Origin of the sequence: Streptomyces sp. SCL15-4 (assembly GCF_033366695.1) — a bacterium.
GTDB lineage: Bacteria > Actinomycetota > Actinomycetes > Streptomycetales > Streptomycetaceae > Streptomyces.
On the sequence record NZ_JAOBTQ010000001.1, the window covers coordinates 2050561 to 2073281 of the forward strand.

General features: G+C 73.8%; 20 protein-coding genes. 7 read left to right on the plus strand and 13 right to left on the minus strand.

Going from position 1 to position 22721, the window contains the following annotated elements; genetic code table 11:
• The first annotated feature begins 15 nt into the window (after nucleotides 1–15).
• The 3 genes from SCK26_RS08605 to SCK26_RS08615 are packed head-to-tail and all read left to right on the plus strand — an operon-like array spanning nucleotide 16 to nucleotide 2407.
• Nucleotides 16–795: an ABC transporter ATP-binding protein gene (locus SCK26_RS08605; protein WP_318200677.1), complete on the plus strand. Its 780-nt coding sequence runs from the start codon at nucleotides 16–18 to the stop codon at nucleotides 793–795.
• Nucleotides 782–1660 (plus strand): ABC transporter permease, encoded by an 879-nt coding sequence (locus tag SCK26_RS08610; RefSeq protein ID WP_318200678.1) that lies wholly within the window; start codon nucleotides 782–784, stop codon nucleotides 1658–1660. The genes SCK26_RS08605 and SCK26_RS08610 overlap by 14 nt, the downstream gene beginning before the upstream one ends.
• Before the next feature lie 6 nt (nucleotides 1661–1666).
• Complete coding sequence (locus SCK26_RS08615) at nucleotides 1667–2407, plus strand: sirohydrochlorin chelatase (protein ID WP_318200679.1); 741 nt, start codon at nucleotides 1667–1669, stop codon at nucleotides 2405–2407.
• Nucleotides 2408–2500: 93 nt separating this feature from the next.
• Here SCK26_RS08615 and SCK26_RS08620 read toward each other — a convergent pair whose 3' ends face one another.
• The 5 genes from SCK26_RS08620 to SCK26_RS08640 all read right to left on the minus strand — a co-directional run bounded on the left by SCK26_RS08620 (nucleotide 2501) and on the right by SCK26_RS08640 (nucleotide 8043).
• Nucleotides 2501–2803 (minus strand): hypothetical protein, encoded by a 303-nt coding sequence (locus tag SCK26_RS08620; RefSeq protein WP_318200680.1) that lies wholly within the window; start codon nucleotides 2801–2803, stop codon nucleotides 2501–2503.
• 898 nt (nucleotides 2804–3701) lie between these two features.
• A complete protein-coding gene (mgt, locus tag SCK26_RS08625; protein WP_412080720.1) occupies nucleotides 3702–4916 on the minus strand; it encodes a macrolide-inactivating glycosyltransferase in 1215 nt (404 codons plus the stop codon).
• An 87-nt stretch (nucleotides 4917–5003) separates the two neighbouring features.
• Complete coding sequence (locus SCK26_RS08630; RefSeq protein WP_318200681.1) at nucleotides 5004–6284, minus strand: ABC transporter substrate-binding protein; 1281 nt, start codon at nucleotides 6282–6284, stop codon at nucleotides 5004–5006.
• Entirely contained in the window at nucleotides 6284–7135 is an 852-nt protein-coding gene (locus SCK26_RS08635) for a carbohydrate ABC transporter permease (protein ID WP_318200682.1), read from the minus strand. Before SCK26_RS08635 ends, SCK26_RS08630 begins: the two co-directional genes overlap by 1 nt.
• A complete protein-coding gene (locus SCK26_RS08640; RefSeq protein ID WP_318200683.1) occupies nucleotides 7132–8043 on the minus strand; it encodes a sugar ABC transporter permease in 912 nt (303 codons plus the stop codon). The genes SCK26_RS08635 and SCK26_RS08640 overlap by 4 nt, the downstream gene beginning before the upstream one ends.
• Before the next feature lie 157 nt (nucleotides 8044–8200).
• Between SCK26_RS08640 and SCK26_RS08645 the strand changes: the two genes are divergently transcribed.
• The gene (locus SCK26_RS08645; RefSeq protein WP_318200684.1) at nucleotides 8201–9064 is read left to right on the plus strand and encodes an aminoglycoside phosphotransferase family protein; all 864 of its coding nucleotides are present in this window, start codon (nucleotides 8201–8203) and stop codon (nucleotides 9062–9064) included.
• Nucleotides 9065–9122: 58 nt separating this feature from the next.
• Here the strand turns inward: SCK26_RS08645 and SCK26_RS08650 are convergent, their stop codons facing one another.
• The 4 genes from SCK26_RS08650 to SCK26_RS08665 all read right to left on the minus strand — a co-directional run bounded on the left by SCK26_RS08650 (nucleotide 9123) and on the right by SCK26_RS08665 (nucleotide 13551).
• Nucleotides 9123–9848: a 3'-5' exonuclease gene (locus SCK26_RS08650; RefSeq protein WP_318200685.1), complete on the minus strand. Its 726-nt coding sequence runs from the start codon at nucleotides 9846–9848 to the stop codon at nucleotides 9123–9125.
• Between the two features lie 102 nt (nucleotides 9849–9950).
• The gene (locus tag SCK26_RS08655) at nucleotides 9951–11189 is read right to left on the minus strand and encodes an SAV2148 family HEPN domain-containing protein (RefSeq protein WP_318200686.1); all 1239 of its coding nucleotides are present in this window, start codon (nucleotides 11187–11189) and stop codon (nucleotides 9951–9953) included.
• 122 nt (nucleotides 11190–11311) lie between these two features.
• Nucleotides 11312–12688 (minus strand): copper amine oxidase, encoded by a 1377-nt coding sequence (locus tag SCK26_RS08660; protein WP_318200687.1) that lies wholly within the window; start codon nucleotides 12686–12688, stop codon nucleotides 11312–11314.
• Between the two features lie 50 nt (nucleotides 12689–12738).
• Nucleotides 12739–13551 (minus strand): Tat pathway signal sequence domain protein, encoded by an 813-nt coding sequence (locus tag SCK26_RS08665; RefSeq protein WP_318200688.1) that lies wholly within the window; start codon nucleotides 13549–13551, stop codon nucleotides 12739–12741.
• Between the two features lie 199 nt (nucleotides 13552–13750).
• Between SCK26_RS08665 and glgX the strand changes: the two genes are divergently transcribed.
• Nucleotides 13751–15862: a glycogen debranching protein GlgX gene (gene glgX, locus SCK26_RS08670; protein ID WP_318200689.1), complete on the plus strand. Its 2112-nt coding sequence runs from the start codon at nucleotides 13751–13753 to the stop codon at nucleotides 15860–15862.
• Nucleotides 15863–15892: 30 nt separating this feature from the next.
• Here the strand turns inward: glgX and SCK26_RS37950 are convergent, their stop codons facing one another.
• Together SCK26_RS37950 and SCK26_RS37955 are read right to left on the minus strand one after the other, a co-directional pair.
• On the minus strand, nucleotides 15893–16489 hold the full coding sequence (locus SCK26_RS37950) for an MFS transporter (protein WP_412080721.1): 597 nt from the start codon (nucleotides 16487–16489) through the stop codon (nucleotides 15893–15895).
• A gap of 119 nt (nucleotides 16490–16608) precedes the next feature.
• The gene (locus SCK26_RS37955; protein ID WP_412080722.1) at nucleotides 16609–17355 is read right to left on the minus strand and encodes an MFS transporter; all 747 of its coding nucleotides are present in this window, start codon (nucleotides 17353–17355) and stop codon (nucleotides 16609–16611) included.
• 133 nt (nucleotides 17356–17488) lie between these two features.
• On the opposite strand from SCK26_RS37955, the gene treY reads away from it, so the two are divergent.
• The gene (gene treY / locus SCK26_RS08680) at nucleotides 17489–19855 is read left to right on the plus strand and encodes a malto-oligosyltrehalose synthase (protein ID WP_318200690.1); all 2367 of its coding nucleotides are present in this window, start codon (nucleotides 17489–17491) and stop codon (nucleotides 19853–19855) included.
• A gap of 244 nt (nucleotides 19856–20099) precedes the next feature.
• Complete coding sequence (locus SCK26_RS08685; protein ID WP_318200691.1) at nucleotides 20100–21350, plus strand: M14 family zinc carboxypeptidase; 1251 nt, start codon at nucleotides 20100–20102, stop codon at nucleotides 21348–21350.
• Between the two features lie 139 nt (nucleotides 21351–21489).
• Here the strand turns inward: SCK26_RS08685 and SCK26_RS08690 are convergent, their stop codons facing one another.
• On the minus strand, nucleotides 21490–21903 hold the full coding sequence (locus SCK26_RS08690) for an SSI family serine proteinase inhibitor (RefSeq protein ID WP_318200692.1): 414 nt from the start codon (nucleotides 21901–21903) through the stop codon (nucleotides 21490–21492).
• Between the two features lie 106 nt (nucleotides 21904–22009).
• Nucleotides 22010–22561: a DUF1707 and FHA domain-containing protein gene (locus SCK26_RS08695; protein ID WP_318200693.1), complete on the minus strand. Its 552-nt coding sequence runs from the start codon at nucleotides 22559–22561 to the stop codon at nucleotides 22010–22012.
• Between the last annotated feature and the right edge of the window lie 160 nt (nucleotides 22562–22721).

Here is a 22721-nt window from a genome sequence, read left to right on the forward strand (position 1 = left end):
CAGGAGGTGACGACCATGGCCACGACCCTCGCCAAGGCCGACGAGAGCGTCGAGTTCGCGGCACGCATTGAGCACGTCTCGAAGTCCTTCGCGTCCCCGGGCGGGCAGCAGCTGGTCCTGGACGACATCAGCATCGATGTCGCGCCGGGCGAGTTCGTCACCCTTCTGGGCGCCTCGGGCTGCGGCAAGTCCACGCTGCTGAACCTGGTGGCCGGCCTGGACCGGCCGAGCGCCGGCTCCATCACCACGGACGGCCGCCCCGCCCTGATGTTCCAGGAACACGCCCTGTTCCCGTGGCTGACGGCGGGCAAGAACATCGAACTCGCCCTCAAACTGCGGGGCGTGCCCAAGCCCGAGCGGCGGGAGAAGGCCGAGGAACTGCTCGAACTGGTCCGGCTGAAGGGCGCCCACGGCAAGCGGGTGCACGAGCTGTCCGGAGGTATGCGCCAGCGGGTGGCGATGGCCCGCGCGCTGGCCCAGGAGAGCAACATGCTGCTGATGGACGAGCCGTTCGCCGCGCTCGACGCCATCACGCGGGACGTGCTGCACGACGAGCTGACCCGCATCTGGTCCGAGACCGGGCTCTCCGTCCTGTTCGTCACCCACAATGTGCGCGAGGCGGTACGGCTCGCGCAGCGAGTGGTCCTGCTGTCCTCCCGCCCGGGCCGGATCGCCCGCGAGTGGCGCGTCGACCTCCCGCAGCCGCGCCGCATCGAGGACGCGCCCGTGGCCGAACTGTCCCTTGAGATAACCGACGTACTGCGTGGGGAGATCCGCCGCCATGGCCAGCACTGAGACGACACCGGTCCAGGACGCCGGGAGCGTCGAGGCCGGCCTGGACGCGCTGGAGACCACGGCCACCGGCCGTCCGCCGCTGCGCGAGACCCTCGTCGACAAGATCCTGCCGCCGGTCGTCGCCGTCGCGGTGGTCCTGGTGGTCTGGTACATCCTGTACCCGGTCGTCGACGACCCGACGAAGCTGCCCTCGCCGGGCGCGGTGGGCGGCGCGTTCCGGGACGCCTGGCTCCGGGGCGATCTGCTCGGCTACATCTGGACCAGTGTCTCGCGCGGTCTGCTGGGCTTCGCGTTCGCGCTGGTCATCGGCACTCCGCTGGGCCTGCTGGTGGCCCGGGTGAAGTTCGTGCGCGCGGCCATCGGCCCGATCCTGTCCGGGCTGCAGTCGCTGCCGTCGGTGGCGTGGGTGCCGCCGGCGGTGATCTGGCTCGGCCTGAACAACTCGATGATGTACGCGGTCATCCTGCTCGGCGCCGTGCCCTCCATCGCCAACGGCCTGGTGTCCGGCGTCGACCAGGTGCCGCCGCTGTTCCTGCGCGCCGGGCGCACGCTGGGCGCGACGGGCGCGAAGGGCGTCTGGTACGTCACCCTGCCGGCCGCGCTGCCCGGCTATGTGGCGGGCCTGAAGCAGGGCTGGGCGTTCTCCTGGCGTTCGCTGATGGCCGCGGAGATCATCGCCCAGTTCCCCGATCTCGGCGTGGGCCTCGGCCAGTTGCTGGAGAACGGCCGCACCGCCAGCGACATGGCGATGGTGTTCGAGGCGATCCTGCTCATCCTGTTCGTCGGCATCGCCATCGACCTGCTGCTCTTCAGTCCGCTGGAGCGGTGGGTGCTGCGCAGCCGCGGTCTGCTGGTGAAGAGCTGACGTCCCGTGCGTACCAGGCCCGTTCTCCTCGTCATCGCCCACGGCAGCCGTGACCCGCGGCACGCGGCGACCGTGCACGCCCTCGTGGAGCGGGTACGGTCGCTGCGGCCCGGGCTGCGCGTGGAGACCGGCTTCCTGGACTTCAACGTTCCGTCGGTGCACGGGGTGCTCCGGTCGCTGGCGGCGGAGGACGTCCGGGACGTCGTCGCGCTGCCGCTGCTGCTGACCCGCGCGTTCCACGCCAAGGCCGACATCCCGGCCGTGCTGCGCGACGCCCCGTCACGGCTGCGGATCCGGCAGGCTGAGGTACTCGGCCCGTCGCCGCTGCTGCTGTCCGCGCTGGAACGGCGGCTGTACGAGGCGGGGCTGACGCCCGCCGACAAGTCCTCGACCGGGGTCGTGCTGGCCTCGGCGGGGTCGTCCGACCCGGAGGCGATCGCAGTGATCGCAGGAATCGCGCGGGAGTGGCGGCACACCGGTTGGTGCGCCGTGCGGCCTGCGTTCGCCTCCGCGTCCCTGCCCCGCACCGAGGACGCGGTGCGGGAACTGCGGCGCCTGGGCTGCGAGCGGGTCGCCGTGGCGCCGTACGTGCTGGCGCCCGGCTTCCTGCCGGACCGCATCGCGCGCGGCGCGGCGGCGGCCGACGTACGCGCCGAGGTGCTGGGCGCGGCCCCGGAGGTCGCCCGGCTTTTGCTGGAGCGCTACGACCGGGCCCGGCGGCCGGCCCTGACGGCACTCGGCGCGTGACCGCCTCTCGCGCACGGCCCTCGGACCCGCCGGTGCGACGGCGCCCGCCCTTCTGACACCGGCCGGCGGCGCCCGTCCGCCGGCCGTGGACGGTCAGAGGTCGAGGGCGTGCAGCAGGTGCCGGGTGTAGTCGAGGCTGGCGGTGCCGGCCGAGGCCGCGATGGCGATCGTCTCCAGCGCGGAGCGGATCCGGCCGCGGTTGGGCGGCAGGCCGTCCTCGGCGGACTGCGCCAGCTGCTCCTGGATGGTCTCGCCGCTGCTGACGAGCCCGGGGTATTCGGCGCGCAGGGCCTCGGTGAGCCGGTCGGCGGCCTCCATCAGGGTCTCGAGGTCCACAGTGGTGCGGTCGCCGTAGCGGGCCGGGCCGTTGACGTTTCCGAAGTTGTTGGTGCTCATGTCCTGTCCTCGCTCGCGGGCCGGAGGAGCCGTCGAGTGGCCGGGGCCGCAGACGTCGCCGATGGCGTCGGTGTGCGTGCCGCCGGCCCGTACGGCCGTGTCGAAGGATCGGTGCCGAGCCCGGCGAATGGTCGGTAAGTTGGCGTGTTTTCGCCGGTCCGGGACGGCCTCGGCGGACGGCTCCGGCGGCGGACACGGTCCGTTCGGACGGTGCCGCGGGGCCGGGAGGGCGGAAAATCGCCACCCGTCCGGGTGACCGGGGTTCGTTGACCGTCCCGCTCGGGACCGGTGCGGAAGGGGACGTACGGCCGCTCGTCCGCGGGCGTACGGCCGTCGTACGCGGCCGGGCCGCCGTCGAGCTGCGCGTGGATGCCCGGGCGCCCGGGCGCGCCGTCCTCGCGGTGGCGCGGCGCCGCCGGTAATGGTCTGCCCCTCACCCTCATCCGCCCCTTCCGGCCTTCCGTGGGCTTCACCCTAGGAACAGCCTGACGGGTTTGTCGCGCGCTTCGGTGAGCCGGACCCACGACGGGCGGGTGTGTGGTATCGGCGGCCGCGGTCCGGCATTCCCCTGTGACGTCGGACCGCGGCGGCGTCTGGTTCTGCGTCGGCCGCGGCCCCGGTGTCACTGGCGGACGCGCCGAGGAGCGATTATCGGCCAACTGTCGTGCGCACGACGGGTGATGCGGACGGCGGATGCGCGCATACAGCCGCCGTGCCCCGTGGGGGTGGGCACGACGGCCGTGCCCGCGCGGGGGCGGGCTGCGCGAAACTCCGGCCGATGGGCGGGGGGCCGGATCACCCTCTGCACGCGGCTGTGACGTGTTCGGCAAGGCCGCGTATCACGAAGTGGATCCACGCCGGCCGGAACGGACACGGCCCGTCGGCCGCGCCGCGGGGCCTACCGCGCGCGACGTCCGGGCAGTGCGGCCTCGATGAGGTCGGCCGCCCGCCGGGTGCCGCCCTCCCGGGCCATCTCCGCCTGGATCTCCTTGAGCCGGCGCGCGACCTCCGGGTCGTCCACCAGGGCGAGGGCCGTCTCGCGGAGCCGGTCGGCGGTGGCCTCCTCGGTCGCCAGTTTCCGGGCCACACCGAGTCCCTGGAGCATGTCGGCGTTGCCGAACTGGTCGACGGCCTGCGGTACGGCGATCATGGGCGTCGCCGTGGCCAGCCCCTCCTGGCTGCCGCCGGCGCCCGCGTGGGTGACGAACAGGTCGGCCTGGCGCAGGATCGCGAGCTGCGGCACCCAGTCGCGCACCTCCACGGTGTCCGGCACCTCTCCCAGTTCGGCGCGGTCCACATGGCGGCCGACCTGGAGGACGACGTGCCAGCCGGGCAGGTCTGCGAAGGCGCGGACGCACTCCCGGTAGAAGGCGGGCTGCTTGGTGAAGGCCGAGCCGAGCGACACCAGCACGACCTTCTCCGCGCCGGCGGGCCGCTGCCAGTCGCCCTGGTCGGCGCGGTCGCCCTGGCAGGCGCCGACGAAGGTGTGGACGCGTTCGTCGACCCGGTCGGCGTGCGGCTGGAGCGCCTTCGGTATGAGGACCAGGGAGCGGGCCGGGCGGCCGGTGAACGGGTCCGGGTGCTCGGTGATCCCGTTCTCCGCGAGCCATGCCTCGAACCGGGCGTAGTACGCCTGTCCGCGCTCGGTCTGCCGGGGCTCGCGCCACATCGGCTCGGCGACCTCCTCCTCGTAACCCTCCCAGGCGACGAGGTTCGGGGAGAGGGAGATGGCCGGGACTCCCCAGCGGTGGGCGAGGACGCGGGCCGGATAGGAGGCGATGTCGTGCAGGACTAGGTCGGGTGTGTCGTCCGCGTAGGCCTCGGCGAGCTGCGGGAGCGCCTGGATCGCGTCGTTCAGGAACGGCTCGACGTTGTCCAGCAGGGTGCTCCCCCATGCCTCCGGGTCGGCGTCGGGGCCGGGCAGGGTGGAGTGGTACGGGACGGGACGGGCGCCGGTGGCGGCGACCTTGTCGGCGAAGACCGGCGGAATGGCGTACGTGACCCGGTGGCCGCGGGCGACGAGTTCACGGATCACCTCCAGGCTGGGGTTCACATGGCCGTGGGCGGCGATGGAGAACATGGCGATGTGGGCGGGGGCGGTTTCTGGGGTCATGTCGTCGACCTTAAACGAGACGATACGTCTCGTCTAATTCATTTTCCGCGCACCGCCGCGCACCGCCGCGCGGCGACGGCCGAGCGCTCAGCGCTGGTAGCGGGCCAGCACCAGGTTCCCGTCCCGTTCCAGGCGGTGGCGCAGTCCGGCGAGGGTGAGGGCGCCGCTGTAGTACTCCTGGTAGGCGGGGGTGGCCACCTTGTCCTTCCACTCCGGGTAGCCGCGCACGGACTGCGCGGGTGCCGGGCGGAGCCGGGCCGCGAGGGCGGTGCCGGTGGCCCAGCCGTGCCGCGCGGTGCGCAGGGCCGGGTCCTTCAGGGCCTCGGTGCCGGTGGGCAGCATCCAGTCGCCGAGGGCGAGGCGGACCATGTTCTCCGGCCGCAGCAGGAAGTCGAGGAAGGCGACGGCCTCCTTCTTGTGCGGGCAGTCGGCGGACACGGACAGCGTCTGCGGGCTGACGCCCTGGGTGAGGCCGTCGGCGCCCGCCGGGGCGGGCAGCACCTGCCAGTGGAAGCCCTCCGGGGCCTGCCGCGCGATCTGCTGACGGTAGGAGAAGCCCAGCGGGACCATCGCGTACCGGCCGCCGAAGAGGCCGGGCAGGGTGTCGGAGCCGCCGCTGCCGAGCGTCGAGGCGGGGGCGCTGCGGTCGACGGCGACCTGGTCGTGGATGGTGCGGGCCACCACCGCGTCCCCGGCCGTGAACCGCACGTCGACCTTGCCGTCCGCGCCGCGGTGGAAGAGCCGGCCGCCCGTCGACAGGGACAGGTTGAGCGTGGCGGAGACGGGGTCCTTCAGCGGCCAGGCCACGCCGTACCGCCCGGGCCCGCTGAGCTTCTTCGCGACCTGCCGGAACTCCGCCCAGCTCCAGGGATGTGCGGGTGTCGGTATGCGCACCTCGGCGGCGCGCAGCCGGTCGGCGTCGGCGATCAGCACCCGGGGTTCCTGGAGGAAGGGCACGCCGTAGACACCGCGGCCGAAGGTGACCGTCCGCCAGCTGTCGCGCGGGATGCCGGCGGTGAGCCGGGCGGGGAGCAGGCCGGTCAGGTCGGCGAGATAACCGCCGTAGGCGAAGTCGGCGAGGTCGTCGGAGGCGTCGTGGACGACGTCCGGTGCCTCGCCGCCCTCGAAGGAGGTGAGCAGCTGGTCGTGCACGCCGTCCCAGCTTCCCTGGACGTACTCGACCTCGATGTCCGGATGGGCGGCGTTCCACTCCCGCACCAGCTTCCTGGTGGCGGCGACGGACTCCGGCTGCCAGGCCAGGGACTGGAAGCGCAGGGTGACCCGGCCGCCGTCCGCGGAACGGCCCGGGGAGCAGCCCGTGAGGAGGAGCAGGAGCACGGCGAGCGCCAGGGTGAACGGGGTCCGCATCAGCTCTTCACCGCCCCGGCGAGCAGGCCGCCGGCGATCCGCCGCTGGACCAGCGCGAAGAAGGCGAGGGAGGGCAGGGTGGCGAGGAACGCGGCGGCGGCCAGCGGGCCGAGGTCGGCCACGCCCTCCGCGCCGATGAAGTGGGTGAGGACGACCGGGAGGGTCTGCCGCTGCGGGCTCTTGAGCAGCACCAGCGCGAAGAAGAACTCGTTCCACGCGGTGACGAAGGCGAACAGGGCCGTCGCCGCGATGCCCGGCGCGAGCAACGGCGCCGTCACCGAGATGAGCGTCCTCAGCCGTCCGGCCCCGTCGACGGCCGCCGCCTCCTCCAGCTCGGCGGGGACCGCGCGGACATGACCGGCGAGCATCCACAGCGCGAACGGCAGCGACCACACCACGTACACCAGCACCAGTCCGATCGGGGAGTCGATCAGCCGCAGCCGCTTCAGCACCAGGAACAGCGGGATGATCAGCAGGACGAAGGGGAACGCCTGGCTGACCACCACCCAGCCCGTGGCGGCCCGGGCGGCCCGGGTGCGGTGGCGGGCCATGACGTAGGCCGTCGGAGTGGCGATCAGTACGGCGACGGCGGCGGTGGCGAGCGCCACCAGCAGGGAGTTGAGAGCGGCGTGCGCCAGCGGCTGTTCGGCGAAGGCCTGTCGGACGTTGGCCAGGGTGGGGTGGCGCGGGATCCACGCGGGGTGCAGGCCGCCCAGCTCGCGCGGGGACTTCAGCGCGGTGGACAGCAGCCACAGCAGCGGGAAGGCGAGGAACAGCAGGTAGGCGAGCAGGGCGGTGTACTGGCCGGCGCGGGCGGCGCGGCGGGTCCTTGAGGTGCGTGCGGTCCTCATGCGTCCTCACCGCCGCGCAGCCGGCCGGCCAGGAACACCGCGAGCAGGAGGGAGACCACGGCGACGAGCACACAGCCCATGGCCGCCGCGTAGCCGAACTGGCCGTAGCGGAAGGCCTCTTCGTAGGCGAAGAGCATGGGCAGCCGGGTCTTGCCGCCGGGTCCGCCGCCGGTGAGGACGTAGACCAGGGCGAAGGAGTTGAGGTTCCAGATCAGGTTGAGCGCGGTGACGGCGAGGGCCACGGGTCTGAGCGCGGGCCAGGTGACCGTGCGGAAGCGGCGCCAGGCGCCCGCGCCGTCGACCGCCGCCGCCTCGTGGAGGTCGCGGGGGACGTTCTGGAGTCCGGCGAGCAGGGCGACCGCGGTCTGCGGCAGGCCCGCCCAGACGCCGACGACGATCACCGCGGGCAGCGCGGTGGCCAGGCCGCTCAGCCAGTCCCGGCCCTCCCCGAGGCCGAGGTCGCGCAGCGTCTCGTTGAGGACGCCCGCGTCCGGGTTGTAGACGAGCCGCCACATGATGCCGACGACGACCTCGGGCATCGCCCAGGGCACGATCGCGAGGGCGCGGGCCAGGCCGCGCAGCCGTAAGTCCTGGTTCAGCAGCAGGGCCAGGCCGAGCGCCAGCAGGAACTGCGGGACGGTCACGCCCGCCGCCCAGACCAGGCCGATGCGGAACGACTCCCAGAACAGGGTGTCGTGCAGCAGGTCCCGGAAGTTGAGGGCGCCGATCCACCGGGTGGCGGTGGTCCGGCCGGACTGGGCGTCGGTGAAGGCCAGCAGGATGCCGTAGAGCAGCGGGCCGACGCTGAGCAGCAGGATCGGGAGGAGGGCGGGCAGGACCAGGAACCAGGCACCGCGGTCGGCGGTCCGCAGTCCGGCGCGGCCATGCGCTTCGGCCACCTCTGTCATGGAATCAGCCCCTTTGCCTGCTCCCATTGGCGTGTTCATGCTCGTCAAGGCCCGGTACCCCGTCAAGGGCCCGTGCACCGTCGCCGACCTGTGCGGATGCGAGACTGGCCGGGAACCGGACGGACCCGGCACGGGAAGACGGCACGGAGGCGGGACGATGGACGAGGCACGCGCGCGGGACGTACTGGCCGCGGCGGGGGTGCTGCCGGGACCGGCCGGGAGCGCGCGGCTGATGGCCCTCGGCGAGAACGCGGTGTTCGCCGCCGGCGACCTGGTGGTGAAGGTCGGCCGGGACGCCGAGCTGCTGGCGCGGGCCGAGCGCGAGCTGGCCGTCGCCGGCTGGCTGGCCGAGGCGGGCGTGCCGGCGGTGCGGGCGGCCGAGCCGAAGCCGCTGCTGGTGGACGGCCACCCGGTGACCGTGTGGCACCGGCTGCCGGATGCCGTGCGGCCCGCCGAGCCCCGGGACCTGGCCGCGCTGCTGCGCGTCGTGCACACCCTTCCCTCCCCGTCGTTCACGCTGCCGCCCCGCGATCTGCTGAGTGGTGTGGAGCGCTGGCTGCGGCTCGCGGGCGACGCGATCGACCCGGAGGACACGGCCTATCTGCGCGCGCGCCGCGACGGCTTCGCGGCCCGGGCGGCGGCCCTGACGCCCCATCTGCCGCCGGGGCCGGTCCACGGCGACGCGCTGCCCCGCAATGTGCACGTCGGACCGGACGGGCCGGTCCTGGTGGACCTGGAGACCTTCTCCGCCGATCTGCGCGAGCACGACCTGGTGGTCATGGCCCTCTCCCGCGACCGGTACGGACTGCCCGCCGAGGCGTACGACTCCTTCACCGCCGCCTACGGCTGGGACGTGCGCGAGTGGGACGGCTGCGCGGTGCTGCGCGGCGCCCGCGAGACGGCGAGCTGCGCGTGGGTGGCCCAGCACGCGCCGGCCAACCCCAAGGCCCTGGCCGAGTTCCGGCGCCGCGTGGCGTCCCTGCGGGACGGGGACGAGGCCGTGCGGTGGTATCCGTTCTGACGGAGTGCCGCGCCCCGGAGGGGTGCGGGGGCCGGCGCGGCCGGCCGCGGCGTACCCGCTACGCGGGCTGGCCCTCGGTCGGCTCCCGCAGCGGCCACGTCCCGTCCACCACCGCGTCCGTCTCGCCCTTGCGCCGCAGGAACGCCTGGAAGTCCGCCGCCCATCGCGCGTACCACTGGATCTGGCACCGGTGCAGTTCGGCCGGGCCGAGGGCCGCGATCTTCGGATGGCGCTCGGCTATCGCGGTCGCGAGCCGCGCTGCGGCGAGGGCGTCGGCGGTGGCGTCGTGGGCCGCGCCCAGGACTATGCCGTACTCGCCGCAGACCGCCTCCAGGTTCCGCTTGCCCCGGCGGTACCGGTCGACCCAGCGGTCGATGGTGTACGGGTCGACGACCGGGGCGGGGGCGGCGCCGCCCAGCCGGTCGGTCAGCGACGGCAGGCCGTGGCGGCGCAGTTCGGCGGAGAGCAGGGTGAGGTCGAAGGCCGCGTTGTAGGCGACGACCGGGACGCCCGTCTTCCAGTAACCGACCAGGACGTCGGCGATGGCGTCGGCCACCCGGTCGGCCGGCCGGCCCTCGGCCGCCGCGCGTGCGGTGCTGATGCCGTGGACCGCGACCGCGTCGGCCGGGATCTCCACGCCCGGATCGGCCAGCCACTCCCGGCGGCCCACGGGCTCACCGGCCCTGACCTCGATCACGGCACCCGTGACGATGCGCGCCTCACGCGGATCGGTCCCGGTCGTCTCCAGGTCGAAGCCGATCAGCAGCTCCCGGTGCCAGCCCATGGGCGGCCCCCCTTCTCGGTGGTGCTTTCCCCCAGTTGCCTCCACCATCGCACGGGGCACTGACAATCCGCCGACGGCCGTCCGCCCGCGGGCGCCGACGGGTCAGGACACCGGGCGCGAATCCGCCCAAGCCAGCTCGAATTCCTCGCGGTATGTCGGGAAAAGACCGGATTCGCCGACGTTGTCCGACGTGACCAGGCGGCTGCCGTTGCGCAGCACCAGGACCGGCGACTCCATCCCGCGCGCCCCGCGCAGATAGGACTGCACGACGGCGACACCGTCCGCGCCGTCGCCGTCCACCAGGTAGGCGGTGAAGCGGGGCGTCTCGTCGTACACCTGGATCTCGAACGCGCCCGGGTCGCGCAGCCGGGACCGCACCCGGCGCACGTGCAGGATGTTCATCTCGACCGAGCGGCTCAGTTCGCCCCGTTTCATCCCCAGTTCGCGTTCGCGGCGCTTGACCGAGCTGGAGGCCGGATTGAGGAAGAGCAGCCGCACCCGGCAGCCGGACTCGGCGAGCCGGACCAGGCGGCGCCCGGAGAAGTTCTGCACCAGCAGGTTGAGGCCGATGCCGATGGCGTCGAGCCGGCGGGCGCCGCCGAAGATGTCCTCGGCCGGGAACTGGCGCATCAACCGCACCCGGTCGGAATGGACCGCGACGACGTCCGCGTACCGGTCGCCGACCAGGTCCTCGACCGCGTCCACGGGCAGCCGGCGGGCCGAGGGCACGTCCCCGCCCGCGCCGAGCATCTCCAGCAGCCGGGCCGAGGCCCGCTCGGCCTGGCCGAGCACCGCCTCGGACAGGGCCCGGTTGCGCGAGACGACGTTGCGGGTCACCTCCAGCTCGTCCAGGGCGAGTTCGAGGTCCCGGCGCTCGTCGAAGTACGGCTCGAAGCACGGCCAGTGCTGCACCACCAGCTCGCGCAGCTGGGGCAGGGTGAGGAAGCTGAGCACGTTGTCGTCGGCCGGGTCGAGCAGATAACCCTTGCGGCGGCTGACCTCGCGGACGGCGACCGCCCGCTGCACCCACTCCTGCCCGGCCGGCCCGGCCGCGGCCACCACCCACTCGTCGCCGTGGACGGGTTCGTAGACGGGCCGCAGCACGGCGGCCACGACCGCGCGCAGCCGCTGCTCGACGAGGTTCAGCCAGATGTAGGCCCGGCCCGCCCGCTGGGCGCGGGTGCGCACCTCGCGCCAGGCGTCGGCGTCCCAGTCCAGCTCCGGACCGATGGACCCCGCGTCCATCGGCCGGGCCAGGGACACCGCGCCGGGCGGGACGTCTGCGGAGTTCCCCTCGTGACCCTCGTCACCAGGTGGCAGCTCCAGCCCTCCCGAGCCCACCCGCGCACCGCCTTCCGCTCCCGGGCCTTCCCGTCTCAACGATCAAGGAAGCCTACTCCGCGAGCGGTCGGCGGTGCAGCCGGATGGACAGGTCGGTTCTCCGGCTGCCACGCTCAACTACGCTATTGCCAGTGGCCGTTCTGCCATGCCAGTTCCCTGGGAGTGAGCGGATTCATAGCCGTGACGTCCCGGGGGGCGATGGAGAAGCCCTGCCAGTGCACGGGCATGGGCTGCTGGTCCTCGTCGCGGGCGATGTGGTGGAAGCCGACGTTCGCCCAGAGCACGGGGTGGGTGAGGGTCTGGCCGTTCACCCACTTCTCGACGGACTTCGGGTGCCCCGTCGCGCACTTGGGGTTGTCGGCGGCGAACAGCTCGCACTTGTCGTACTGGGTGACGTACAGGTCGTGCCGGGTGAAGTCGCGGCCCGGGTACTTGGTGGTGGGGCCGGGGACCAGTTCGTAGGAACGGGCGTGCCCGTCCTTGTTCTCGCCGGTCGCGCTGACCATCCGCCACCAGCGGTAGGTCTTGTAGTCGCCCGCGAACTCCTTGGCGGCCGTGGTCCGGGTGGTCTTGGCGGTCGGGCCCTCCTGCCGGCCGGAGGGCGGGCTGACGGTGGAGTCGTACTGCTCGACCTTCGTCCGGGAGGAGCCGTCGAGGCCGAAGTCGAGCCGCCAGAAGACGTTGTGGCTGTGGCTGGTCGCGTAGTCCTTGGCGTTCTTGCCGATGGGCCAGCCGCGTCCGTCCCGGGCGTTGTAGTCCTCCCAGGAGAGGCTTCCGGTGGCGCCGACGTTCATGTTGACCGTGCCGTCGTCCTGGAAGCGCCACTCGGTGATGTACTCGTACCAGCCGACCTGGTTGACCGTGTACACCAGCAGGTCCTTGCCCTGCTGCTGGTAGGTCCTGGCCGACTGGACGATGTCGTGCATCCGGTAGGCGTGACCACGCGAACGGGTGGTCGTGCACAGGCCCTTGACGTTCGGGTGGCTCGGGTCGCCGTCCGGGACCTTGACGGTCTTGATGGTGCCGCCGGGGCATTCGCCGGGCGACAGGGTCATCAGCTCCTGGGCGAAGCCCTGGCCGGTCAGGTCGTAGTACTCGTGCTTCCCGTCGTCGTAGGGGACGTGGATCTGGGCCAGTCTGGCGCTGTTGAGCACCTTGATCGGCTTGGTCTCGCCCTTGGGCTGGTAGGAGACGTTCTCCAGGACGAGGCCGGCCTTGCTGTCGTAGCGCCAGCACATCCGCCAGGTCGTGCCGGTGGTGAGCTTCTGTTCGATCGTGTAGGCGGCGCTGCAACCGGGGGCCGCGGCGGGCGCGGTGTGCGGCCGGGCCGCGGCGGGACCGGCCGTGGCCGTCGCGGCGGCGGCCAGCGCGGCCAGCGCGGCCAGGGACAGTCCGGCGGCGGCGGTCTTGCGGACGGCGCGGCCGAGGGCGGGCGGCCGGGCGCCGCCGGACAGGTGCGGTCCGGACAGGTGCTGTTCGGGCAGGTGCTGTTCGGGCATGAAGTGACGGCTCCTTGCCGGAGTCACAGGTGCGGGCGGGCGGCGGCCGGTCAGCCGCGGTCGAGGGCGGCGGTCCGGCGGGTGCTCAGGTCGATCACCAGGTCCCTGGTGTCGATCCACGGGCCGTTTCTGACCTTGGAGAACAGCCGCACGCACCGGTGCGTCCCGCAGTCGTCGAGGACGGCGGGCTGGGCGCCGGGCGCGGCTCGGTAGATGCCGCCGCTCAGCTCCAGCTGGTCCGGTGAGGTGAGGGCCTTGCCGGTGGCGTCCTCGTAGTCCGCCTTGAGGCCCGCGCCGAGCGGGCTCGCGATCAGGACGCGGGCCGCCTCGGCGCTCTCGGCGCGGCTCGGCGGCGGCTGGACGCCGCGCTGGGTGTCCGTCCGCTCGACCTTGCCGGTCCGCAGGTCGACGGTCTTGGTGACGAGTGTGTCGTCCCTGTAGTCGTAGAAGGTCACGTCGGCCCGGCGCGGCGCGTCCGGGTCGTCCGTCTCGCCGGCCTCGGGCTCGGCGAGGTCGACGCTCAGCCGCTGCGGTCCGCGGCCCCCGGCGACGTTCTCGCCCAGGGCCGACAGCCGGCCGGCCAGCGCGGCCTTCTCCACCCGCCCGACCTCGTCGTCGGTGAGCGGGTCGCGGCCCCTGCCCCGCTCCGCCTCGGCGGGCGCCCGCTCCACGACGCCGGGCGGTACGGCGCCCGGGTCCTGCCCGGCCTGTCCCGCGGCCCGGGGGCCGCCGCCGGCCCCTCCGCTCTCGTCGGCGCCCGCCGTGCCGGGCAGGGTGATCGCGACCACGGCGGCGGTCCCCGCCGCCGCGAGGGCCGCGCCGGTCAGTACTTTGCCCAGATGGCGGTGGACTTTCTCGCGCACATCTTCCCCCTGCTCCCCCTCGGTCCCCGGGAGTACGTCTTCGCCCCGCTGATTCGGCGCGTGGCGGGTACCTGAACCGCCACACGCACTGGTCACTTCACAAGAGGGCGGGTGGACCGCGGGAGGTTGCCTCACTTTCGGACAAGACTCGGGGCCGAGCCGGCCCCAGGCGGACGGCACACCTGGGAGAGTCGTATCCATGCAGGTCTGGCCTGGAGAGGCGTATCCGCTCGGCGCCACCTATGACGGCGCCGGAACCAACTTCGCGGTCTTCACGGAGGCCGCGGACCGAGTAGAGCTGTGTCTGCTGCACGACGACGGCTCGGAGACGGCGGTGGAACTGCGCGAGAGCGACGCGTTCGTGCGGCACGCGTACCTGCCGGGCGTGATGCCGGGGCAGCGGTACGGGTTCCGGGTGCACGGCCCGTACGACCCCGGGCGCGGGCTGCGCTGCAACCCGGCGAAGCTGCTGCTCGACCCGTACGCGAAGGCGGTCAGCGGGTCGATCCGGTGGGGCGAGGAGGTGTACGGCTACCACTTCGGGGCGCCGGAGCGGCGCAACGACCTGGACTCGGCGCCGCACACCATGACGTCGGTGGTGATCAACCCGTACTTCGACTGGGGCGACGACCGCCCGCCGCGCACCGAGTACCACCACACGGTGATCTACGAGGCCCACGTCAAGGGCCTGACCATGCGCCATCCGGGGCTGCCGGAGGAGCTGCGCGGCACCTACGCGGGCCTCGCCCACCCGGCGGTCATCGAACACCTGACCAAGCTCGGGGTGACGGCGCTCGAACTGATGCCCGTGCACCAGTTCGTGAACGACCACCGGCTGGTCGACACGGGCCTGAACAACTACTGGGGCTACAACACCATCGGCTTCTTCGCGCCGCACAACGCGTACGCGTCCTGGGGCGACCGCGGCCAGCAGGTGCTGGAGTTCAAGTCGGCGGTCCGGGCGCTGCACGAGGCCGGGATCGAGGTCATCCTGGACGTGGTCTACAACCACACCGCCGAAGGCAACCACCTGGGCCCGACGCTGTCCTTCAAGGGCATCGACAACCCGTCGTACTACCGGCTCACCGACGATCCGCGCTACTACATGGACACCACGGGCACCGGCAACTCGCTGCTGATGCGGTCCCCGCACGTGCTCCAGATGATCATGGACTCGCTGCGGTACTGGGTCACCGAGATGCACGTCGACGGCTTCCGCTTCGACCTGGCGGCCACCCTGGCCCGCCAGTTCCACGAGGTGGACCGGCTGTCGTCGTTCTTCGACCTGGTGCAGCAGGACCCGGTGGTCTCCCAGGTGAAGCTGATCGCCGAGCCGTGGGACGTGGGCGAGGGCGGCTACCAGGTGGGCAACTTCCCGCCGCTGTGGACCGAGTGGAACGGCAAGTACCGGGACACGGTCCGGGACCTGTGGCGGGGCGAGTCGCGCGCGCTGGCCGAGTTCGCCTCCCGGCTGACCGGCTCCTCCGACCTCTACCAGGACGACGGCCGCCGTCCGCTGGCGTCCATCAACTTCGTCACCTGCCACGACGGTTTCACGCTGCACGACCTGGTGGCCTACAACGACAAGCACAACGACGCCAACGGCGAGGACAACCGGGACGGCGAGAGCCACAACCGGTCCTGGAACTGCGGAACGGAGGGCGACACCGACGACCCGGAGGTGCTCGGGCTGCGCGCCCGGCAGATGCGGAACTTCATCGCCACGCTGATGCTGTCCCAGGGCGTGCCGATGATCAGCCACGGGGACGAGTTCGCGCGCACCCAGCGCGGCAACAACAACGCCTACTGCCAGGACAACGAGCTGTCGTGGATCGACTGGCCGGAGGAGGGCGGTGAGCTGCTGGAGTTCACGCGCGCGATGGTGTGGCTGCGCCGTGACCATCCGGTCCTGCGACGGCGCCGCTTCTTCCACGGCCGTCCCGTGGAGGGCACCTACGACGAGCTGTCCGACATCGCCTGGTTCACCCCCGAGGGCGCCGAGATGACCCAGCGGGACTGGGACTCGGCGCAGGCGTCGGCGCTGACGGTGTTCCTGAACGGCAACGCCATCTCCGAGCCCGGGCCGCGCGGGGAGCGCATCACCGACGACTCCTTCCTGCTGATGTTCAACGCCTCGCCCGAGCCGCTGGACTTCGTGGTGCCGGTCGACCACGGCCGGCAGTGGCAGGTGGTGGTGGACACGGCCCGCCCGGAGGGGGTGGAGCCGGGCACGGGCGACAAGGTCGCGGCCGGCGACCGCGTCACGCTGCCCGACCGCAGCCTGACGGTGCTGCGGCGCCCGGCGGAGTGAGCACGCGGCCTCCAAAGGCCCGTCTGACGATCAGCGTCGTCGCCCGAAGCGCGGCGGACGGGAATTGTCGGACAGGCCCTGGCGGGGCCGCGTGTCCGCCACGCGCGCGTGCGGCGCGTTCCCGGGCTCGCCGGCGTACGTCGTCGGGCGCACCGCCAGGGCGAGGACGAGGGCGAGTCCGGCCGCCGTGCTCGCGGCGGCGAAGGCCGCCGCCGGGCCGTGGGACTCCGCGAGGCGTCCGGTGACGGCGACCGCCAGGGCCTGGCCGCCGACGAGGGCGCTGGTGGCCACGCCCATCGTCTCGGCCAGCCGGGACGGCGGAACCGCGCGTTCCAGCAGGCCGAAGACGGTGATCAGGTGGGGGGCGTAGGCGACGCCGAGGACGGTGACGACGGCGTACAGGCCGAACAGGTCCCGCGTGGCGAGCATCGGCAGGGACAGCGCGAGCGCGGCGCCGGTCGCCAGCCGCCAGCGCGTCCCGGCCGCGACGCGCTCCGGTACGGCGGCCATGGAGAGGCCCGCCGCCGCGCTCATCACGCCCATGGCGGCGTACACCAGCCCCGCCTGGTCCGCCTGCCCGAGCCGCCCGGTGAACGCCGTGATCCCCGCCTGACAGGCCCCGGACATCGCCCCTTGAAGCGCCGGCGCGGCCGGCAGACCGGGCACGCAGCGGGGCATCGGGGGGCGGACCCGGAGCGCGCCCGGGTTTCCGGGCGCGGGCGGGGGTGCGTCGGACGCGCCGGCCTCTACGGGTGCGCGCATGGGCGGAACGGCCCGGCGCCTCCGGCCCGGACGGCCCGCACGCGCGCGTGCGCGGACGCGTCCGGCGGATCGGGGACCCGTGCGGGCGCGTCGGGGGCCAAGCGCTCGTCGGCGGGGGCCACGGGCCGGCCGGGGGGCCGGTGGGCGGGAGCCGTCGCGCGGGCGGTCGGGTGGACGGCGAAAGCGGTGCCGCACGTGGCCACCAGGGCCGCCGCGGCGGCCATCGCGCGGGCCGGATGGGCGAGGACCGCGGCCAGGCCGACGAGGGCCGGGCCGAGGACGAACGAGAGTTCGTCCAGGGTGCTCTCGAAGGACAGCGCGGCACCGACCGTCGCCTCCGAGGCGCCCGAGCGGCGGGCGAGGGCGACCAGGCGGGCGCGGGCCAGCGGGCCGACGAGCGGCACGGTGGCACCCGCCGCGGCTCCCAGCGGGGCCAGCGCGGCCGCCGGCAGGCCCGCGAGCGCGCCGGCGACGAGCGCGGCCACGGCGACGGCGTTGGCGAGCGAGAACGCGCGCACCACCGTCCGCTGGCCGTGCCGGTCCGCGAGCCGTCCCACCAGCGGCCCGCAGACCACCTGGCCGAGCCCGAGCGCGCCCCCGGTCAGACCGGCCGTGGCGAGCGAACCGTCCGTGCGGGCGACGAGCAGCACGCTGCCGAACTGGATGGTGGCCGTGGGCAGCCGCCCCAGGAACGACACGCAGGGCAGCAGCGGCCCCGTCAGCCCGATCACTCGCCGATAGGCGTCCCCCGCGCGGCTCCGCCCCGCTTCCCCGTAGTCCCCATCGCTCGATTCCGGACACGCGGGCGTGATCCGGGCACCGGCCGATGACACGAAAGGCGGCGAGCGGGGTACGTAGGTTTCCATGACTTCTGCGCGACCCGGACCGGGGGTGCCCACGGCCACCTACCGACTGCAGCTCCAGCCCGCGTTCCCGTTCGCCGCCGCCGAAGCGGCCGTACCGTACCTGGCGTCGCTCGGCGTCTCGCACCTGCATCTGTCCCCGGTCCTGGAGGCCGTCCCCGGCTCCGTGCACGGCTACGACGTGGTGGACCACACGCGCGTGCGCGAGGAACTGGGCGGCGAGGAGGGCCTGCGCGCGCTCGCCCGCACCGCGCGGGAGCACGGTCTCGGCCTGGTGGTGGACATCGTGCCCAACCACATGGCGATGGTGCCCCGGTACAACCGCGCCCTGTGGGAGGTGCTGCGCGACGGGCCGGGTTCGCCGTACGCGCGCTGGTTCGACATCGACTGGGAGGCACAGGGCGGCCGGGTGCTGCTGCCGGTGCTCGGCGGCCCGGTCGGCTCGGAGCTGGAGCGGCTGCGGGTGGACGGCGACGTGCTGCGCTACCACGACCACGCCTTCCCGCTCCGCCCCGGCACCGAGCGGCTGCCGTTGCCCGAGCTGCTGGACGCGCAGTGGTACCGCCCGGTGTGGTGGCGGCTGGCCCGCACCGAGCTGAACTACCGGCGGTTCTTCAGCATCTCGGAGCTGATCGGGCTGCGGGTGGAGGACCCGGAGGTGTTCGACGCCACCCACGCCACGATCCTGCGGCTGCTGGACGAAGGCGTGTTCGACGGGCTGCGGATCGACCACCCCGACGGCCTCGCCGACCCCGACGGCTATCTCGCGCGCCTGCACGAGGCGACCGGCGGGCGCTGGACGGTCGTGGAGAAGATCCTGGCCGACGGCGAGCGGCTGCCGGCCTCCTGGCCCGTAGCGGGCACCACGGGCTACGACTCCCTGCGGCACGTCGACGGCCTGTTCACGGACCGCACCGGCGCGTACGAACTGCTGGGGCGCTACCGGGCCTACGCGGCGCCGCAGACGGACCGCGGCGGCAACTGGGAGGCCACGGTCCGGCGTGCCGCGTACAAGGTGCTCACCCACGAACTGGCCACGGAGACGGACCGGCTCACCCGGGTGGCCGCCCGGCTGTGCGCCGCCTCGCCCGACCTCTCGCTGCGCGACCGCGCTCCCTGGGCACTGCGGACGGCCGTGGAGGAGCTGCTGGTCCGGATGCGGGTCTACCGGCCGTACGCCTCCGCCGACGCCTCCGCCGTGATCACCGAGGAGGCCGCCGAGGAGGCCCGGCTGGCGTTCGTGGTGCCGGAGGAGGCCGAGGCCGTCTCCGTGGTGCGCCGGCTGCTGGTCGAGCCGCCCGACCCGGCGGCACCGGACCACGCCGACCGGGTGGAGTTCCGTACCCGGTTCGCCCAGACCGCGTCGGCGCTGCGCGCCAAGTCGGTGGAGGACACGGCCTTCTACCGGTACGTGCCGCTGCTGTCGGCGACCGAGGTGGGCGGCGACCCGGGCAGCCCGGGCGTGGCGCCGGAGGAGTTCCACGCGTACTGCGCGCGCGTGCAGCGCGACCGGCCGCTCACCGGCACGGTCGTCACCACCCACGACACCAAGCGCAGCGCGGACGTGCGCGCCGCGCTGGCCGTGCTCACCGAGTGCCCGGACCGCTGGGCGGCGCTGCTCGCCGAGGTCAGCCTCGCCGAGGAGGGCGCGCCGGACGGACAGCTGGCCTGGGCGGCCTGGCAGACGGTGTTCGGGCTGGGCCCGGCCGAGGAGGACCGCGTGCAGCGGGCGCTGCTGAAGCACGCGCGCGAGGCGGGCATGTACACCAGCTGGACCGAGCGGGAACCGCCGTACGAGGACGCGGTGGCGGCCTTCGTCACCGCGGGGCCGTGCGGTCCGCCCGGCGAGCGGGTGGCCGCGTTCCGCAAGGCGCTGGAGCCGCATGTGCGGGCCAATGTCCTCGGCACCGCGCTGGTGCACCTGACGATGCCGGGCGTGCCCGACGTGTACCAGGGCACGGAGGGCGAGTACCGGGCGCTGGTGGACCCGGACAACCGGCGGCCGGCGGCGTTTCCTCCGGAGGCGGCCGGTGAGAAGGGCGCGCTGACCGCGGCGGCGCTGCGGCTGCGCGCCCGGCGCCCGCACGCGTTCGGCGCGGACGCCTCGTACGACCCGCTGACCGCCGAGGGCCCGGCGGCCGACCACTGTCTGGCGTTCGCGCGCTCGGGTGAGGTGGTCACGGCGGTGACCCGGCTGTCGCTGCGGCTCGCGGAGGCGGGCGGCTGGCGGGAGACGCTGCTGCCGCTGCCGCCCGGCCGCTGGGCCGACGTGCTCGTGCCGGGCCGGGAGTTCACCGGCCACGCGCGCGTGGCGGACCTGCTGGACCGGCTCCCGGTGGCCCTGCTGGAACGCGTCCCGGAGGACTGAGAAGGCCCGCGGACACGCGCTCGCGGATGCCGCGCCGTGGCGGTGGCCTCCGAAGGCGCCGGCCGTATCTCTCGCGCGTTCGGGGGTGTCTGTCGTACCGGTGGTGCGCTCGTGGCACACAGTGGAGCGGGTCCCGCCGGTTCCGCGCCCCCGCGCGCTCCCGGGGCCCTCCCCCGCCGACCGCTTGACAGTTCCCCCGCCGCGTGCGGGACTGGGAGGGCGAAGCCGGGCGGACCAGTCGGGGGTGAGTCCTCTGCCGGAGCTGCGCTATCCCAGCGTTCCCGAAATGCTCGCCCGCGCCCAGGTGCTGGCGGCCCGGGAACCCGGGCTGTGCGCCTTGCGCCAGGTGGGTCTCTCGCGCGCGGGAAGACCCCTGCACCTGCTGTCGGTGGGACACGCCCGCCGCGCGGTGCTGGTCGTCGCCGGTGCCCACGCGAACGAGCCGACGGGCGGTTCCACCCTGCTGGTGCTAGCCGAACGCGTGCTGTACGACCGTGAGTTGAGGACGGACACGTCCTGGCACTTCCTGCTGTGCGCGGACCCCGACGGCGCGAGTCTGCACGTGACCCCGGCGCCGCGCAGCCTGCTCGACTACCACCTCGGCTTCTACCGGCCGACGGGCGCTGAGCAGCCGGAGTGGTCGCCGTCGGTGCTGCCTCCGGACCGGCTGCCACCGGAGACCCTCACGCTGACGCGGGTGATAGACGAGCTGCGGCCCTACCTCCAGGTGACCCTGCACGGCACCGATCTGGGCGGCAGCTGGGTGCAGCTGACCCGGGAGGTGCCGGGTCTCGCCGAGCCGTTCGCCAAGTCCGCGGCGGAGCTGCGCATCCCGGTGGAGACGGGGGCCTCGGACGCGGCGGGCTGGCCGGCCTCCGGTCCCGGGGTGCATGTGATGCCCGGCCCGGATACGGGCGTCCCCTATCCGAGCATGCCGGACGACGCCCGGCACAGCACCTGGTACCACGCGCACCGGTACGGCGGTCTGACGGCGGTGGTGGAGGTGCCGATGTGGGCCAGCGACCTGGTGGACGACCCGGCCCCGCACCCGGAGCCCGCCGCGGCCCTGCGCGGCCTGGCCGCCCGGCTGCTGCGGGACGCGCGGCAGGTGGAGCGGGTCCTCGCCGAGGCGCTGCCCCGGCTGGAGGGCGTGGACGGACCGCTGCTGCGGGCCGCGCGGTGGGCGCTGGAGCTGATCCCGGGCCTGGCCGAGGACTGGGCGCACACCTCCCCGGCGGGCACCACGATGGCGTACGTCGGCAGCGTGGACGCCTTCGGGCGGCGGCTGCCGCTGCGGGCCGCGGCGATGCTGCTGCGGGTGCTGCGGGAGGCGGACGACCGGGCGGCGCCGCGCCTGGAGCGGCTCGTGGCCGCCTGGTGCGACGCCTTCGCGCAGCGGTTCCGGGCCCGCTGGGTGCCGTTGGAGCATCAGGTGGAGCACCAGTCCCGGACGGTGCTGGTGGCGGCGCGGCAGGCCCGGGAGCGGGTGGCGTGAGCCGGTGCGGCCCGCCCGCACCACCGGCCGCCGGCCCGGTCACGACCCCGTACGCCGTCCGCCGCCCGGCCGCGGCCCACCGCTCGGCCACCATCCACCGCCCGCCTGCGACCCGCCGCCGGGCATCAAGCGTCAGCCGTCAGCCGTCGAGGGCGAAGACGTGCCGGGTGCGCGCCCGCATCACGCAGGCGCTGGTGTACGTCTCCCGGAAGTCGACCGCCTTGCCGTTCCACCGGCCGAGCGCCCGGGTGGTCACCGGGGCGTAGATCATCGGGCAGAAGACGTTCTCGGCCGGGATGCGCCCGATGTCACCGCCCACGTCGGCGAGTTCGGCGCACGCCTCGGCCGCGCGCGCGTGCCACCGGGGCGGGTCGCAGCGCAGCAGCGCGCCACGGGGGATGCCGGCGCGGGCGTTGCCCTTGGTGACCGTCAGGTAGAGCCAGGTGTCCGCGCGGGCTTCGCGGGTGGCCGCCCGGGCCGGTCCCGCGGTGAGGAGTGCCGCGACGGCCAGCAGGGCCGCGGCCGCCGCCTTCGCTCTGGTGAGGTGAGTCATACCGGTTGCATCGGCACGACGGCCCGCCTTCCCGAGGCCCGCTCACCCGATCGGGACGGCAAAGCGCCTCTCCCGACCGCCAGTTCGAACAGGTTCGGCCGGTGTCCTAGCTCACCGAGAGCCGGAACGCCATCCTGCCGAAGGCGACCTGGTCGCCCTCGCGGACCACGACGGCGCCGGTCACCCGGCGGCCGTTGACGGTCGTGCCGTTGGTGGAGCCGAGGTCCCTGAGCACCCACAGACCGCCCTGGCGGCGGAGTTCGGCGTGCACCCGGGAGACCGTCTCGTGGTTCAGACGCAGCCCGTTGGCGGGGTCGCGGCCGATGCGCAGCGGGTGGGTGTGCTCCGGGTGCGGCAGCAGCAGCTTGGGCAGCCGCTCGGCCTGCCAGGCGCGGCGCAGCCGTACGGTGAATCCGGAGACGGCCTCGACGGTGCCGAGGACCGCGCGGGAGAACCGGTTCTCCTGGGGCAGGTCGGCGACGAGGACGGCGAGTTCGTCGGAGCGGCGCGCGGCGAGCGCCAGTTCCATGCGGCGGACGAACGTGTCGTGCGAGAGCCGGCCGAGGGCGACGCCGTCGCGCAGCACCCGCAGCGCCTTGTCGCGCTCCGCGTCGGACAGGCGCGCGGGGTAGGTGGAGAACTCGAAGGACGACGTCACGCTCGCGATTGTCGGACAGTGAACCCCGGGTGTCCAGAAAACGCGGAATCGGTGCCGCCGGGACGGTACTTCCGCGACACCGGGGCGCCGTGGGCGAATTGGCGAGCGGAATGATCGTCCGGGACGGCACGATGGGGGCGCGGGACATCACGGTGAGCAG